The 14,539-nt window shown below is 52.3% G+C and carries 14 protein-coding genes; 9 read left to right on the top strand and 5 right to left on the bottom strand.

Annotated features, from left to right (window positions below; genetic code table 11):
• From ACHZA2_RS12410 to ACHZA2_RS12400, 3 genes are all read right to left on the bottom strand, one after another.
• On the bottom strand, positions 1–1,425 hold the full coding sequence (locus ACHZA2_RS12410) for an aldehyde dehydrogenase family protein (protein WP_319579971.1): 1,425 nt from the start codon (positions 1,423–1,425) through the stop codon (positions 1–3).
• Positions 1,426–1,485: 60 nt separating this feature from the next.
• Positions 1,486–2,625, bottom strand: coding sequence for a glycosyltransferase family 4 protein (locus tag ACHZA2_RS12405; RefSeq protein WP_319579970.1), 1,140 nt, complete (start codon positions 2,623–2,625; stop codon positions 1,486–1,488).
• A gap of 72 nt (positions 2,626–2,697) precedes the next feature.
• On the bottom strand, positions 2,698–2,919 hold the full coding sequence (locus ACHZA2_RS12400; RefSeq protein WP_319579969.1) for a hypothetical protein: 222 nt from the start codon (positions 2,917–2,919) through the stop codon (positions 2,698–2,700).
• Positions 2,920–3,156: 237 nt separating this feature from the next.
• On the opposite strand from ACHZA2_RS12400, the gene ACHZA2_RS12395 reads away from it, so the two are divergent.
• Genes ACHZA2_RS12395 through trpA form a run of 7 tightly spaced genes read left to right on the top strand, consistent with a single transcriptional unit; the run spans position 3,157 to position 9,579 of the window.
• Positions 3,157–4,671 carry an anthranilate synthase component I family protein gene (locus ACHZA2_RS12395; protein WP_319538526.1) on the top strand — a complete coding sequence of 505 codons (1,515 nt, stop codon included), beginning with the start codon at positions 3,157–3,159 and terminating at the stop codon, positions 4,669–4,671.
• Positions 4,668–5,243, top strand: coding sequence for an aminodeoxychorismate/anthranilate synthase component II (locus ACHZA2_RS12390; protein WP_319538527.1), 576 nt, complete (start codon positions 4,668–4,670; stop codon positions 5,241–5,243). The genes ACHZA2_RS12395 and ACHZA2_RS12390 overlap by 4 nt, the downstream gene beginning before the upstream one ends.
• Complete coding sequence (gene trpD, locus ACHZA2_RS12385; protein ID WP_319579968.1) at positions 5,243–6,265, top strand: anthranilate phosphoribosyltransferase; 1,023 nt, start codon at positions 5,243–5,245, stop codon at positions 6,263–6,265. The genes ACHZA2_RS12390 and trpD overlap by 1 nt, the downstream gene beginning before the upstream one ends.
• Positions 6,262–7,038, top strand: a complete 777-nt coding sequence (locus ACHZA2_RS12380) for an indole-3-glycerol-phosphate synthase (RefSeq protein WP_319579967.1) — start codon at positions 6,262–6,264, stop codon at positions 7,036–7,038. Before trpD ends, ACHZA2_RS12380 begins: the two co-directional genes overlap by 4 nt.
• Complete coding sequence (locus ACHZA2_RS12375) at positions 7,023–7,610, top strand: phosphoribosylanthranilate isomerase (protein ID WP_319580962.1); 588 nt, start codon at positions 7,023–7,025, stop codon at positions 7,608–7,610. The genes ACHZA2_RS12380 and ACHZA2_RS12375 overlap by 16 nt, the downstream gene beginning before the upstream one ends.
• On the top strand, positions 7,607–8,788 hold the full coding sequence (trpB, locus tag ACHZA2_RS12370) for a tryptophan synthase subunit beta (RefSeq protein WP_319579966.1): 1,182 nt from the start codon (positions 7,607–7,609) through the stop codon (positions 8,786–8,788). Before ACHZA2_RS12375 ends, trpB begins: the two co-directional genes overlap by 4 nt.
• Positions 8,785–9,579 (top strand): tryptophan synthase subunit alpha, encoded by a 795-nt coding sequence (gene trpA / locus ACHZA2_RS12365; protein ID WP_319579965.1) that lies wholly within the window; start codon positions 8,785–8,787, stop codon positions 9,577–9,579. Before trpB ends, trpA begins: the two co-directional genes overlap by 4 nt.
• 5 nt (positions 9,580–9,584) lie before the next feature.
• Here trpA and ACHZA2_RS12360 read toward each other — a convergent pair whose 3' ends face one another.
• Positions 9,585–12,284, bottom strand: coding sequence for a PAS domain S-box protein (locus ACHZA2_RS12360; RefSeq protein WP_319579964.1), 2,700 nt, complete (start codon positions 12,282–12,284; stop codon positions 9,585–9,587).
• A 114-nt stretch (positions 12,285–12,398) separates the two neighbouring features.
• Positions 12,399–12,983 (bottom strand): flavodoxin family protein, encoded by a 585-nt coding sequence (locus ACHZA2_RS12355; protein WP_319579963.1) that lies wholly within the window; start codon positions 12,981–12,983, stop codon positions 12,399–12,401.
• A gap of 76 nt (positions 12,984–13,059) precedes the next feature.
• On the opposite strand from ACHZA2_RS12355, the gene ACHZA2_RS12350 reads away from it, so the two are divergent.
• Positions 13,060–13,536 carry a hypothetical protein gene (locus tag ACHZA2_RS12350; RefSeq protein ID WP_319538534.1) on the top strand — a complete coding sequence of 159 codons (477 nt, stop codon included), beginning with the start codon at positions 13,060–13,062 and terminating at the stop codon, positions 13,534–13,536.
• An 85-nt stretch (positions 13,537–13,621) separates the two neighbouring features.
• Positions 13,622–14,482 carry a thymidylate synthase gene (locus ACHZA2_RS12345; RefSeq protein ID WP_319579962.1) on the top strand — a complete coding sequence of 287 codons (861 nt, stop codon included), beginning with the start codon at positions 13,622–13,624 and terminating at the stop codon, positions 14,480–14,482.
• Positions 14,483–14,539 lie beyond the last annotated feature (57 nt).

Genomic DNA, 14,539 nt, shown 5'->3' with positions numbered 1-14,539 from the left:
TCACGGCTTTATCAGGATCGTCTTCTCTTCCAGATAATGTTCCAGTGCATAACGGCCGTTCTCCCTGCCAATCCCGGAGTCCTTTGTGCCACCAAAAGGTACTTCGGGAGGGATCTTGAGATGCTGGTTTACCCACACAATCCCTGCCTGCAGTTCTTCACATGCTCTGCTGACAATGCGGGTATCGTGGGTCCATACCGAGGCACCAAGCCCGAACTGTGTGCTGTTCGCAACCGATATGGCATCATCAAGGGTCTCAAACGGCATGACTGGGAGGACCGGCCCGAAGACCTCCTCCTTAAGAACAGGGGCTTCAGGATCAAGGCCTGAAAGAAGAGTCGGTTCAAAGAATGAACTGCCTGAATTGCCGATTGTAATATCTTTTCCCCCGGTTTTGATAGTACCAAACCCGCCTTCGATTGTCCGCTCGACCTGGTCTGCAATAAGTGAACGCTGGGCAAGCGAATGCACCGGTCCCATATCAACACCTGATTCGAGACCGTTGCCTACCTTCAGGGAGGAGATCATTGTCTGCAGTTTATGGACAAACTCCTCTTCAACAGATGAATCAACAAACAATCGTTTCACTGCTGTGCAGGTCTGGCCACAGTTGAAGAATCTCCCGGCAACAGCTCCCTTTGCTGCTTCGGCCAGGTTAGCATCGTTGCACACGATCATGGGGTCACTCCCCCCGAGCTCAAGGGTGACACGTTTAAAGTACGGTGCAGCCAGGGATGCAACTCTTCTTCCGGTTCCAACCTCACCAGTGAACGAGACTGCTCGAATGCCAGGATGGGATGCGATAGCCTCGCCGACAACAGGTCCGGGACCGGTGACAACCTGAAGGATATCAGCAGGGAGACCTGCCTCAACCAGACACCCTGCGAGTTGTATACAGGTCAGCGGGGCTGTTGTGGCAGGTTTCAGAATAATGGAGTTACCGGCTGCGAGGGCAGGACCGACCTTCCATCCCATGATGATGGCAGGAACGTTCCAGGGGATGATGGCACCACAGACGCCGACCGGTTTTCTGGACACGATCGCATGACCATATGCTGATGAGTTCCCGTAATCCCCTTTCAAAAGCCCTGATATTGAGGCATAGTACTCAAGGATCCGTGCAAACCCGGCAATCTCATTTTTTGATTCTTTGAGGGGCTTTCCTTGTTCACTTGTGAGAAGTCCTGCAAATGCAGCCTGCCTATTCCTGACAAGAGCAGCAGCCTTGAACAGTACCTTTGCACGTTCGGTGGCATCTATAACAGCCCACTTTGGAAACGCTTCAGATGCACGGAGAACAGCAGTATCAACTTCTATCGTCGAACCCTGGTGTATTCTCCCGACTAGAGCCCCGGTAGCAGGATTAATAACAGGGATGGGATCCTCAATATCATCAAAAGCCGGGATGAAATACGGCAAATCCATAATCAGGGATTGATGCCAGAAGTAAAAAAGATGAGTTAATCTAAGTTGATGAATCCGGTTTCAGGAGTTGACTCCGGCATACATAGCATCGAGCCGGTCTGCGATCCCGCTCCACTGGAAGTCGCGATACACTTTGGCCCTTCCACTCCGTCCCCACCTGCGTGACCGTTCCATATTGTCGAGTGCTTCACAGATCCCTGACGCGATGCTGTCAGCCGATACCGACGTCCGAATGCCGTCGTGGTATTGTTCGATATTTTCATGAAGACCACCCACATCACAGGCCACCACAGGCTTTCCTGCACTCCATGCTTCAGGCAGCACAATGCCGAACGGTTCATTCCTGCTCGGGATCACAACGAGGTCTGCTGCAGCTAACAGACGGACATACTGGGTATCGGTGATATATCCGGGAAACCGGATCGGCAGACCCATGGCTGCTGAACGCTCCTGGAGCCATGACCGCATTCCCCCGTCTCCGGCCATGATCGCCTGGAAACCCCAGAACCGGTCCTTCACCTGTGGAAGTGCATCAAGCAGGAGATCAGGACCCTTCTGGACAGCCATTCTACCGATGAACAGAACGGTTGGGGCATAGGGATGGATTCCTATCTCCTGCTTTACTGTCCCCTGGTCAAGACTCACATCAAACTGTTCTGGAACCACGCCGTTCGGGAAGACCTTCACCTTCCAGTCAGGAACATTATAGAGATGCATCACCTCATCTTTCAGAACGCCTGACACGGTGGTCACCTGCTTGGCAATGAGGCCGGCATACCACTCCTTCCCACTGATCTCATGGAACTCCCACCAACTGCCATGCTGATTTCCGTTACGGCCATACTCGGTCGAGTGATAGGTGAACACGGTGCTGCGATCCTGCAGAAGATGCAGAGCCTCGGTTACATGCCAGTCATGGAAATGAAGAAGATCAAACTGTGGAGAATCAAGGGAGTGAAACCTTTCTGCCATCATATGGCTCATATTACGGCAGTACTCCACCACATTGTTGCCATACGGACGGACTGTATGGTAATGAACTCCTCCGAAGGTGAAGTCCCCGTCTCCCCGGGTGAAGAAGTGAACCTCGTTCTTCTTTGCCAGTTCCTGTGCGAGGTATGTGGCAGCGTTCGCAAGACCGCCAACCCGATCAGTGTAGAGTGATTCCCAGCAGAAGTATGCTATCTTTTTTCGTTCCATGTGTCATCTCCAGTTCTGTTAATTGTCTGTGATCGAGATCAGGCCGGTTTTTTTGTTTTCAAATATCAGGCTTCAGGACATCATAATTTTTATATAATTTAATTGAGATAGCAGAGTGATTTTCTCTGCCCACACTTCTCCAATAGCGCCAATACTATATATATTAACCTGCAGCCTTGAAAATCCCAATATCTCTAATGATTTTGTACAGGAATGCGCATATTTATCCTCTGAAGAACCGCCAGGACCTCTCCCCACTTCGTTAGGAGAGGGAGAGGCAACACCCCACCCCATAGTGACCTTCTTGTGCGCATAAAAATCCTTGCCATGCAGTTGTAAGGCGTCCCAAATTGATTTATTTCAGAGATTATCATTTAAAATTCAATTCGCCGGGGTCAGCTATACTAACCTGACGTGATTGTTCACACAGTCAGGCATCATCAGCACAATAATGTATAAATATATACAATCGAACACATGAATATACATGATTCAAACAAAAGATACATTTAGCCAGGTGATGCCGGTGGAATGGAGTCCGCAGTGACAGGAGACTGCCTGTCACCGGATCTGTCATATGAGACATTTACACATCTGGCAGAGAACCTGCAGAAACCGGGACTCATCCCGGTAACCATGACCATTCCACTCCAGGATGTATCTCCTGCGGTGCTGTATCAGCAACTTCGTACAGAAAGGGGATTTCTCCTGGAGTCAATGGAAGGGGTACCCCGCCGTGCGGTGCGATCAATCATCGGGACAGGGATACAGGAACTCTTCATCCTCCATGATGAAGACGGAAGATCAGATCCTATCGGGAAGATCCGAGAATTCATGGAAGGGTATACCCTTTCAGGAAAAGCACCTTCAGGATTTGCAGGTGGCCTTGTCGGGTACTGTTCCTACGACATGGTCTCTGACCTGAATAAAGGATACCTGGATGCAGGACATGAGAAGAACTGTCCGGTTGGAAAATTCATGCTCGCAAGATCAGGAGTCGTTCTTGATCACCAGAATAACACCTGTATGGTATTCTCAACCCCGCTCGTACATCCCGGTGTCGAGCCCGGCCGGTTCTATGAACAGGCCGTGGTAGAGATCCAGACACTTGCAGACCAGATCCTAACCATCAGGGATGAAAACCGCTCAGAGAGCGAACGTCCAGCTGCTCGTGAGATCCCGCTCACCTCACCGATGGGAAAGGAAGAGTTTGAGTCTGCTGTCAGGAAGACCCTTGACCATATCAGGGCAGGGGATATCTTCCAGGCCGTAGTCTCACGCCGGTTCCAGACACCCTACACAGGAGATCCGTTCAGGATCTACGAGGAGGTTCGCCAGCTCAACCCGTCTCCCTACCTCTACTTCCTTGAGTTCGGGGATGAGACCGTCATCGGTTCAAGCCCTGAGATGCTGGTCAAGGCAGATGGTGAGGATATCTTTACCGTGCCGATTGCAGGAACACGCCCACGTGGAAAGGATGCAGCAGAGGACGCACGGCTTGCCGAAGAGATGCTTTCCGATGAGAAGGAGAAGGCAGAACACCTGATGCTGGTTGATCTTGCCAGGAATGATATCGGAAAGGTGGCAGCCTTTGGATCAGTGAGGGTCAGCTCGTTCATGGAGGTGGAAAAGTTCTCCCATGTTCAGCACCTGACCTCCCAGGTGACAGGAAAACTTGCCGGGGGAGCAGACAGGTTTGATGCACTTGGTTCCTGTTTTCCTGCCGGCACCGTATCAGGTGCACCGAAACTACGGGCTATGCAGATCATTGCCAGGCTCGAACCACACCCACGGGGCCTGTATGCAGGAGCAGTTGGATACATCGGGTTTGATGACCGACTTGAGTTTGCGATCGCGATACGGACAACCGTTGTAAAGGACGGTATAGCCAGTTTTCAGACAGGGGCAGGAATCGTTGCAGATTCGGACCCAACCCGGGAGTACGAAGAGACGAGACAGAAAGCAGGAGCTATGCTTGCGGCACTCTCACGGGCAGGCGCTGTAGCAGGAGCAGGAGAGCGGAAGACAGCAGGAGGTCTGGCATGAACGTTACAATCGTGGACTGCTTTGATAGTTTCACGTACAACCTTCACCAGCTCGTGGGAACGCTCGGGGCTGACCCGATAGCGATCACCTGCGACCGGGATATCAGTTCGATAGAGAAGACAGCCCCGGATCGGATCATCCTTTCTCCGGGACCAGGAACCCCTGAAGAGTCAGGGGTATGCCGTACGGTTATCGAACGGTATGCAGGTGTTGTTCCAATCCTTGGCGTCTGCCTCGGGCACCAGACGATCATCCACACCTTCGGAGGAGAGATCGTCAGGCTTACAGAACCGGTACACGGCAAGACCAGCAGAATCTCACACACCGGGACCGGGCTCTTTCAGGGAGTATCACAGGCATTCACCGCAACCAGGTATCACTCCCTGACCGCTGACCGGGCGAGCCTTCCACAAGAGTTCAGGATCACCGCAACATCTGAAGGAGACGACTGTATCATGGCTGTCTCACACGAACGGTTCCCGCTTCATGGTGTTCAGTTCCATCCGGAGAGCATCATGACCCCGGCAGGACGCCAGATCATGGAGAACTTTCTGAAGACCGGAGGTATCTGATGATTCACCAGGCGATCGAACGGGTGATTGCACGTGAGAATCTCCTTCCCGAAGAGGCTACCGCTGTGATGGATCAGATCGCAACGGGAAATGCAACCGGGGCTCAGATCGGATCATTTCTCACAGCACTCAGAATGAAAGGAGTTACTGCATCAGAGATCGCCTCGTTCGCACGGGTGATGCAGGACTGCGCTATTCCAGTCACACCTCATGTGTCAGGGACGATGGTCGATACCTGCGGAACCGGCGGAGACTCAGGTACCGGAGGGACGTTTAATATCAGCACCGCTGCCGGGATCGTGGCTGCTGCAGCAGGTGTCCTTATCGTAAAGCATGGGAACCGGAGTGTCTCAAGCAGGTGTGGATCAGCAGACGTGCTCGAGGCGCTCGGAGTCACTATCGAACAGACACCCGAATCGGCTGCGAGGACTGTAGAAGAGGCAGGGATCGGATTCTTCTTTGCCCCGCAGTATCACCCTGCGATGCGTCACGTAGCACCGGTGCGAAGAGAACTTGGGATCTATACGGTCTTCAATATCCTCGGCCCGCTCCTCAACCCGGCAAAGGCTCAGGCCCGTCTCATAGGGGTGTATGATCCTTCACTGGTCATGATCATCGCTGATGCACTCCGCGAACTCGGTGTTCAGCGGGCGATGGTTGTGCATGGCGAAGGGCTTGACGAGATCACGATCACCGGCTCAACACTCGTGGGTGAACTGCTTGACGGGAGACTGAGCGTCAGGACCATCACCCCTGAAGAGTTCGGCATAAAAAGGGCTGATATCAGGATGATCAGGGGAGGAGAACCTGCAGAGAATGCCGCAATCATCAGATCTGTCTTTGCCGGAACACCAGGGCCGGCACTTGATATCGTAGCCCTGAATGCCGGTGCTGCAATCTTTGTCGGTGGAAGAGCAGCAGACCTTAACGAAGGGGTGAAACTGGCATACACTGCCATCAGATCAGGAGCAGCCGCACAGAAACTTGATGACCTCATCAGACTGTCAGGGAGAGCATCATGATCCTGGATCAGATCGTTCAGGCTTCAGTCAACAGGGCCGAGGCACTCTCATCAGGATGTGACAGTGTTGATTTCAAAGGTATACAGCCGAAAAGTCAGCAGACCATCAGCCTCCTGAAGGCGATCACCGGAGCAACAGGCCGCAATGCGGTTATTGCCGAGATGAAACCGGCAAGTCCGTCAAGAGGACATCTCAGGGCAATAACAGACCCGGTTTCTGTCTCCCGGGATCTCATCGGGGGTGGATGTTGCGCACTCTCGGTGATCACTGAGCCTGCGTTCTTTCATGGAACGATCAACACAATCCCTGCGATCCGAGAGCAGACCAGCGTTCCGATCCTCCGTAAAGACTTCATCGTTGACTTAAGGCAGATAGAAGAGACACGGATTGCAGGTGCAGACGCAGTTCTCCTGATCACGGCGGTACTTGGAGACAGACTCAGTGAGTTTGTGGATTCTGCCAGAAAGGCAGGTCTTGAACCTCTCGTGGAGGTACATGACAGACAGGAGGTCAGGACTGCACTTGACACAGGTGCAGATCTCATCGGAATAAACAACAGGAACCTGAAGACCCTGAAGACTGATCTCTCCACCACGATGCGGCTTGCACCCATGATACGAAGGGCAGACAGGACAGTTATCGCAGAGAGCGGAGTCACATGGCCATGTGATGTCCGGACCCTCCGGCCATATGCAAACGGATACCTGATCGGGTCTAGTATTATGGCAGCAGATAATCCACGGAGAAGACTGGAGGGATTCGTATACGCGTAAAAATATGTGGGATCACAAGGCCCGAGGATGCACGCACCGCTGATTACGCGGGTGCAGATGCAATAGGTGTTGTCCTCTTCTCAGACTCACCCCGCTCAGTAGAACCGAGGAGGGCTGTAGAAATATTCAGGGCAGCCGGACCGTATATGGGCAGGGTCTGTGTCTCACACACTAGTTCACGTTCAGAACTGGAAGAGATCCTGCAGCTCTGCCCGACTGCAGTCCAGATATCCAGCCATCACACCATCCCTCCAGACTGGAATGTCCAGGTCATCAGGGTGGTTGAACCCGGGATGGAACTTCCAGGACCGGAAGATACCGATGCCCTCATCGTTGACGCAAGCCAGGGAAAAGGAAGAGCGTTCAATCCTGACTTTTTCAGGAGCGTTATAAATAATACGGGGCTGCCGGTCATCCTTGCAGGCGGTCTCAGGCCGGATACCGTCGCAGAGGCAGTGCGGTCACTCTGTCCCTATGCCGTCGATGTGGCTTCAGGGGTTGAGACGTCCCCCGGAGTCAAGGATCCCGAAAAAATCAGATCATTTGTGCGGAATGCACGGTTACAATCATGAAACTACAAACACGATTCGGTGAATACGGGGGATGTTATGTCCCTGAAACTCTCATCGCAGCACTTGAAGAACTTGAAGATGCATATCTGCACATCCTTCCCACCAGCGGGTTCCAGAACGAACTCAGGGAATTTTTGATAGAGTTTGCAGGACGGGAGACCCCGCTTACCTTCTGCAAAAATATGTCTGCAGATCTTGGATGCAGGGTGTATCTCAAACGTGAAGACCTGCTTCATTCAGGGGCCCACAAACTGAACAATGCGATGGGTCAGGCACTTCTGGCAAAGTTCATGGGCAAAAAGCGTCTCATTGCCGAGACCGGAGCAGGCCAGCACGGTGTAGCAACCGCAATAGCCGGTGCTGCACTCGGTATGAGTGTTGATGTATACATGGGCGATGTGGACATGAAACGGCAGGCCCTGAACGTCGCACGGATGAACATGATGGGTGCACGGGTTATTCCGGTGTTATCAGGAACACAGACACTCAAGGATGCTATCAACGAAGCGATGCGTGACTGGGCAGCAACAGTCGGAGATACCCATTACCTGATCGGGACCGTTGTGGGACCGCACCCATTCCCCCTACTGGTCAGGGATCTCCAGTCAGTCATCGGCACGGAAACCAGAAAGCAGATCCTTGAGAAGGAGGGGCGGTTGCCGACGATCGTCATCGCGTGCATCGGCGGCGGTTCAAACGCAATCGGAATGTTCCATCCGTTTGTATCTGACAAGGTCACCCTGATCGGTGTCGAGGCAGGAGGCGAGGGGCTTGACGGAAAGCATGGAGCAACCCTCTGCGGAGGTTCTCCGGGAGTATTGCACGGCAATTTCTCCTATATCCTGCAGGATACGTACGGGCAGATCCAGGAGTCTCACTCGGTATCGGCCGGGCTGGACTACCCCGGAGTCGGGCCCGAACACTCGATGCACAAGGACTCAGGGCGGGTCACATACACGGCAGTCACCGATGATGAGGCACTTGATGCATTTCTCTACCTCTCACGTACAGAGGGGATCATCCCTGCACTCGAGTCATCGCATGCAGTAGCCTATGCCAGAAAGATTGGCCCGACACTCAAGAAGGATGACATTCTGGTGATCAACCTCTCGGGTCGCGGTGACAAGGATGTTGCCCAGGTGATAGATCTGTTACAACAGAAGGGGGTCGCATTATGAGAAACGGAAAAGAGCAGATAGAAGCGGTGTTTGCAGCAAAGAAGAGACCACTCCTGGTTGCATTCACGGTCGCCGGCGATCCTGACTATGAAACCAGCCTTCGGATCATCAGGGAGATGTCAGCAGTTGGTGCAGACATCATCGAACTAGGGCTTCCGTTCTCAGACCCGGTCGCTGACGGGCCGGTGATCCAGCGGGCAGACCTCAGGGCCATGGATGCAGGAATGAACACCGACCGGCTGTTTGATCTAGTCAAAGACTTCAGAACAGAAAGTAATGTCCCGGTTGTGATCCTGACCTATGCTAACCTGATCATGCGGAGAGGAATCTCCACATTCTACGCAGATGCTGCAGCAGCAGGTATCGATGGTGTCGTGATAGCAGATGTTCCGTTTGAAGAGTCAGAACCATTCACGAGAGCTGCAGATGAGACAGGAATCGCACAGATCATGATGGTCAGCCCGACAACATCTGATGAGCGTCTTGAAGAGATACTCAACAAGGCTGCTGGATTCATCTATCTCGTCGCTGTGATGGGAGTAACCGGTGCAAGAACAGGGGTTGAAAAACCTGCGGTGGACCTGCTTGCCCGGGTACAGAAGAGGACCTCGGTTCCTGTTGCACCGGGATTTGGGATATCTACTCCAAGCCAGGTGAAAGAATGGGCCGACCACGGGGCAGATGCTGTCATCGTGGGTTCAGCGATCGTGAAGAGGATCGAGGAGCATATCGGAGACCCTGAAGCTGCCATTGCTGCCGTCGGGGAGTACATCAGAACACTGAAGAATTAGGATGATTACTCACCTGCAGGTACAGGTGCAGGAAGACAGACAAAAAACCTCGCACCTTTCCCTTTTCCTTCACTCTCCACCCGGACTGTTCCTCTGTATAACCTGACCAGTCTGCGGACAATGGCAAGACCAAGCCCTGATGAACTCCGGTCATGACGGGAGGAGTCAGCCATATAAAACTCCTCAAAGACATGATCCTTCTCTTCTGCAGTCAGCCCGATCCCATCATCTCCCACCTGGATGCAGGCCATCTCTCCTTCAGTATAGGATCTAATCCAGACAGACCCACCTTTTGATGTATACTTTGTAGCATTGCCGATGAGATTATCAAATACAGTACCTGCATCTGAATGGGAGAAAAGGAGTGAGAGATCATCAGAGACCTCAACTGATATATCGAGCTCCTTTTTCTGGATGTAAATCCTGTGTTTCTGCAGGGATTCCTGGAGGACAGGCTTGATCAGAACTGGCTCTGGTTTCACCTCAATATCCTCCCTGCTCAACCGTGCAATGGTCAGGATCTTCTCGGTCTGCTCCTGAATGGAGTAGACTGACCTGAGCAGAACTGCCAGTGACTCCCTCGTACCCGGATCCGGTTCTTCCTCGATGAGGGCAGGCAGGAGGGCACGAAGCGGGGTGAGCGGAGTTTTCAGGTCATGGCCCAGCTGGGTGATGAAATCATCCTTCTGTTTCATCAGTTTGAAGACCTGTTCAGTCCGTTCCTTCACCCTCTTGTCAAGATCCTGGTTTATCTCGATCATCTGGTTCGCGAGAAAGTCCAGCTCCTTGTTCTTGTCAGCCATCTCGGCTGCATACCGCCGGAGTTGCTCTTCTGTCTTCTTCCTTCCGGTGATGTCACGTGCGACGATAAGCATTGCAGGGCTTCCCTGGAACACGATGGGTGCAGAAGACATCTCAACCGGAACAGGAGAGTGATCAAGCCTGACAAACTCTTCTTCAGAGGTCAGCGTGGTGTCACCCTGACTTTCAGGCAGTTCAAACCTTGAATGGAACGTATGGAGAAGGGCAGGATGAATGATCTCTGACATCCGTATCCCTTCTACGTTCAGGGAGTCAGGCATGCCAAGTAGTCTGGCACCTGCAGGATTGACAAAGAGCATGTCAGTTCCGTCATGGACAAAGATCGCATCTGGGGAGAGATCAACAAGGCGCCTGTACCGGTCCTGGCTCTCCCGCAGAGCCCTCTCGGCAAACCTGCGTTCTTCTATCTCAGAGCGGAGAACTGAGTTCACCCGGGTCAGTTCTGCAGTCCGTTCTTCGACCCGGTGCTCAAGCTCCTCCCGTGACCTGACAAGTTCCTCTTCGGTCAGTTTCCTATCGGTAATATCCCTGATACTCTCGATTGCACCAACGATCTCTCCCTGTGAATCCCGTAAGGGGGAGGCAGCACCCCAGAGGTACCTCATTCCACCGGAAAGACCTGACATATAGGCCTCGCCAACAACGGTATCGCCGTTCCGTGAGATCGTGGTATACAATTTTTCAGAGTCCTCATCCACTTTCAGGGCAAGATCTATCAGAATTGGCCTCGTGGTTCCGTAGAAGGGTATGGCATAGGCGTAATCGCCCTTTCCCAGGTAATCACGTGCAGGTGCTCCGGTGAGCTGTTCCATCGCACGGTTCCATGCTATCACTACCCCCTGGCGATCGATGACAAAGGTTGCGTCAGGAAGAAAGTCAATGACATCAGCAAGCCTTCGTTCAGACTCACGGATTGCTTTTTCTGACCTCTTTTGTTCTGAAATATCGAGAACAATCCCCCTGAATCCGGTGACCACTCCGTCTCTGTGTATCGGTGACGAGTAGATGACCACCGGGATGATGCTTCCATCGGAGCGGAAGGCACGATACTCATGTGGACCAATATCCCCGGAGAGAGGAATATCAGCCATATTTTTGACCGCTTTTGCCCGATCTTCAGGGACGATCAGGTCAAGGACGCAGAGATCAGGTGGCAGGGGGCCCTCATGGTATCCAAAGGTCAGGAATGCCTGGTGGTTTGCATAGGTGATGACTCCCTTCAGATCGCATTCATACACGATCTGGGGGAGCAGGTCGGCGAGTTCACGGTATCGTTGTTCACTCTCCCTGAGTTTCTTCTGGTTGGACTCCAGTTCTTTCAGGTAACTGATACGCTCCTCTTCGGTGGCAAGCAGTTCTTCGTATGCAGCGCTCAGTTCTGAATTCTTTCGTGAAAGTTCCTCTTCCCTCTCTCGCAGAGCCAGTTCAGCCCTGCGGTTTCCGACAGCAGCCCTGATCTTGTGAACCAGCTCTGCAAAAAGGGTCTGCGGGTCTCCCCCTTTCTGAAGGTAGAAAGTGGCACCACTGTTGATAGCCTCCATGACAATCTCTTCACGACCCTTTCCGGTGAAGAGAATAAACGGAAGAGACGAGGACTCCCTGACCTTCTGCAGAAGCTCAATGCCATTCATCCCTGGCATCTGGTAGTCTGATACAATGACATCACACAGATCCTGGGAGACCATATCGAGCACTTCAGAACCGCTCCCGGCAGTGATGACCTTCAGGGGGCTCGTGGCCTCAAGAAATGTCTTGAAGAAGAGACCCATTTCGGGGTCATCATCCACGTACAGCACAATGATGTCTGATGGAGAAGCCTCAGGGCTCTTCCCTGGCTCCTGTAACTGAGGATTTTTCAGACTGCTTCCTCCCTCACCAAACATATTCACCTTTCTGATGGTGAGTGATTGAACAACAGATGATAAGAAACATACTGTTTATCCGGTCATATCTGGTATTCAGGTCAAAAAAGAGAGAATCGGTTATGCTGCTTAAAATTATGAGGATGCAAGCTTTTTGCCGAGCTGGTATGCGTTGTCCATCGCTGAAACATTCTTCTCGACATCCTTGGGAGCATCAAGACCACCTGCGATGATCGGATCTGATTCAGAAACCTGGAGATATGACATTGCAAAGTTGAACGTATCTGCGATGCCGGTAAAGGCAGCCACGTTGTCATCGCCCTGCGTGAGTATGACTGCAGACTTTTTCCCTGATGCAATCCGGGGCTTGTATTCTGCATCAATGAGGGCATAGAGCCGGTCTATAAACTGTTTCATCTGGCCGGTCATCTGTGCAAAGTAGACAGGAGTTCCGAATATGAGGACATCTGCCTCACGAATCTTGGCATATAGCGTCTGCATGTCATCGTCGATCCTGCAGGTCTCGTGTGACTTGCAGTACTTGCATCCTTTGCAGCCGGTGATCTCAAGTGATGGAATATGCACCTGCTCAACATCTGCGCCGGCATCTTTTGCACCTGCAAGAGCCTGGGAGACGAGTGTTGCAGTATTGCCCACTGGTCGGGGACTTCCGACAAATCCGAGTACCTTCATGCTCAGGATCTCATCTGTGTGGAGCATATAATCTTTCGATACCTGACCATCCAATCTCTCAATCGACAAAAAGGCTGAAATGAACTGCCACCCTGAATAACATATGGACGCTCGGTTCCCAGTTTACTCACTTCTCCTGCTCCTGCTCTTCATCCCAGGATCCATTCTAGCCGAAAATAATACATCAGTCGTAACAGACACACCACAGTCAGTTGCCACGGGTGACCAGGAGGCACTGATGAACCTGGCCCTTGATGCGAAAGCATATGCTCTTGAAAACGGAAAAGCAACAGCAGTCTCGGCATTTTCAGATAAGGCAACCTTTGTCAGAAACGGGATGCACATATCAGCATATAACCAGAGCGGTGTTCTCCTCGCTGACCCATACCAGACCGAGAAGATCGGTACCTCCTTCATCGCTCCAGACCATGACACCGGCATTGTGAGGCAGCTCCGTGACCTGGCGCAGTCAGGCGGTGGATTGCTCACACCTGAAATAACCGATACAAAGGGCATCTCATACTACGCCACTGACATCGACGGGGGATGGTGGATTGTGGCAGTATCAGGGACTGCATAACCAGAACTTTTTTTTCTTTTGATCACACTGGTCCGATTCAGACCAGTAGATTCTCTAATAGTTCAGGGCGAATATACCCTCATATATGATTCTGATCCGGAGACTGACAATCGGGGAGGCACATGAGGAAGTTGTCAGAATAATCGCAGAACGGTGCCAGGGAGAGACCCGGATAACCGAGGACGGAGAGGTTACCTACGATCCCGAGGAGCCGGTCTGCATCCATATCGAGTCTCCGTTCAGCGCTCCGATGAAGTCAAGTGCATCGCTCTTTGGTGACCGGTTCTCAGAGCAGTACCAGACCTCACTGTATACGGTCACCCGCAGGAAGAACGACGGTACAGATGCGACGTACACCTATGGAAATCGGCTCCGAGACTACCCGGTCGCATCGCTGACACTGGAAAAGGGCGGACGATCGATGGTGAAGGGGGTTCTTGACAGCCTGATGAAGAGGTGCGGGTATCTTCCTACCGGATCTGCAGGAACGATCGAGTATACAGGTGACGGAAACCTCGGAGGAATCGATCAGATCAGGACAAGTATCATAGACCGGTTGATCGAAACCCCGAGCAGCCGCCGGGCTGTCGCGATAACATGGTCTCCGGTTCTCGATATCACCCGCGAAGAACCGCCATGTCTGCAGATCGTCCAGTGCCTGATCGATAAGGCAGATCATCTCAACCTTGTCTGCCTCTTCAGGAGCAACGACATGCTCTCTGCGTGGGGACAGAACGCATTCGGCCTCGCCCATATGCAGAAGTTCATCCTTGAAGAGATCAACAAGGCCAGAACAAAGAGAGATCTCTCACCCCTCACCCAGGGATGGCTGGAGACGATAAGTGTCTCGGCTCATATGTATTTCACCCGCGATCAGCTCGAACTCATGAAATTCTTCCAGAAAGAACAGGCAAAAGAGTCTTTCAAATCATTTCATAAGACCTGATACCCCCCCTGCACCAGCTTAAAAGCATCCTTCTCACGATCACCAGCCTCATATGGC

This window comes from uncultured Methanospirillum sp. (assembly GCF_963668415.2).
Taxonomy (GTDB): Archaea; Halobacteriota; Methanomicrobia; order Methanomicrobiales; family Methanospirillaceae; genus Methanospirillum.
Note: the sequence above shows the minus strand (reverse complement) of the source record. Positions and strands in the feature narration are given on the sequence as shown.

Bases quoted from the DNA above. Each gene is read 5' to 3' on its own strand.
- ACHZA2_RS12410 (WP_319579971.1), bottom strand. From the start codon at position 1,425: ATGGATTTGCCGTATTTCATCCCGGCTTTTGATGATATTGAGGATCCC.
- ACHZA2_RS12405 (WP_319579970.1), bottom strand. From the start codon at position 2,625: ATGGAACGAAAAAAGATAGCATACTTCTGCTGGGAATCACTCTACACT.
- ACHZA2_RS12400 (WP_319579969.1), bottom strand. From the start codon at position 2,919: ATGGGGTGGGGTGTTGCCTCTCCCTCTCCTAACGAAGTGGGGAGAGGT.
- ACHZA2_RS12395 (WP_319538526.1), top strand. From the start codon at position 3,157: ATGGAGTCCGCAGTGACAGGAGACTGCCTGTCACCGGATCTGTCATAT.
- ACHZA2_RS12390 (WP_319538527.1), top strand. From the start codon at position 4,668: ATGAACGTTACAATCGTGGACTGCTTTGATAGTTTCACGTACAACCTT.
- trpD (WP_319579968.1), top strand. From the start codon at position 5,243: ATGATTCACCAGGCGATCGAACGGGTGATTGCACGTGAGAATCTCCTT.
- ACHZA2_RS12380 (WP_319579967.1), top strand. From the start codon at position 6,262: ATGATCCTGGATCAGATCGTTCAGGCTTCAGTCAACAGGGCCGAGGCA.
- trpB (WP_319579966.1), top strand. From the start codon at position 7,607: ATGAAACTACAAACACGATTCGGTGAATACGGGGGATGTTATGTCCCT.
- trpA (WP_319579965.1), top strand. From the start codon at position 8,785: ATGAGAAACGGAAAAGAGCAGATAGAAGCGGTGTTTGCAGCAAAGAAG.
- ACHZA2_RS12360 (WP_319579964.1), bottom strand. From the start codon at position 12,284: ATGTTTGGTGAGGGAGGAAGCAGTCTGAAAAATCCTCAGTTACAGGAG.
- ACHZA2_RS12355 (WP_319579963.1), bottom strand. From the start codon at position 12,983: ATGCTCCACACAGATGAGATCCTGAGCATGAAGGTACTCGGATTTGTC.
- ACHZA2_RS12350 (WP_319538534.1), top strand. From the start codon at position 13,060: ATGGACGCTCGGTTCCCAGTTTACTCACTTCTCCTGCTCCTGCTCTTC.
- ACHZA2_RS12345 (WP_319579962.1), top strand. From the start codon at position 13,622: ATGATTCTGATCCGGAGACTGACAATCGGGGAGGCACATGAGGAAGTT.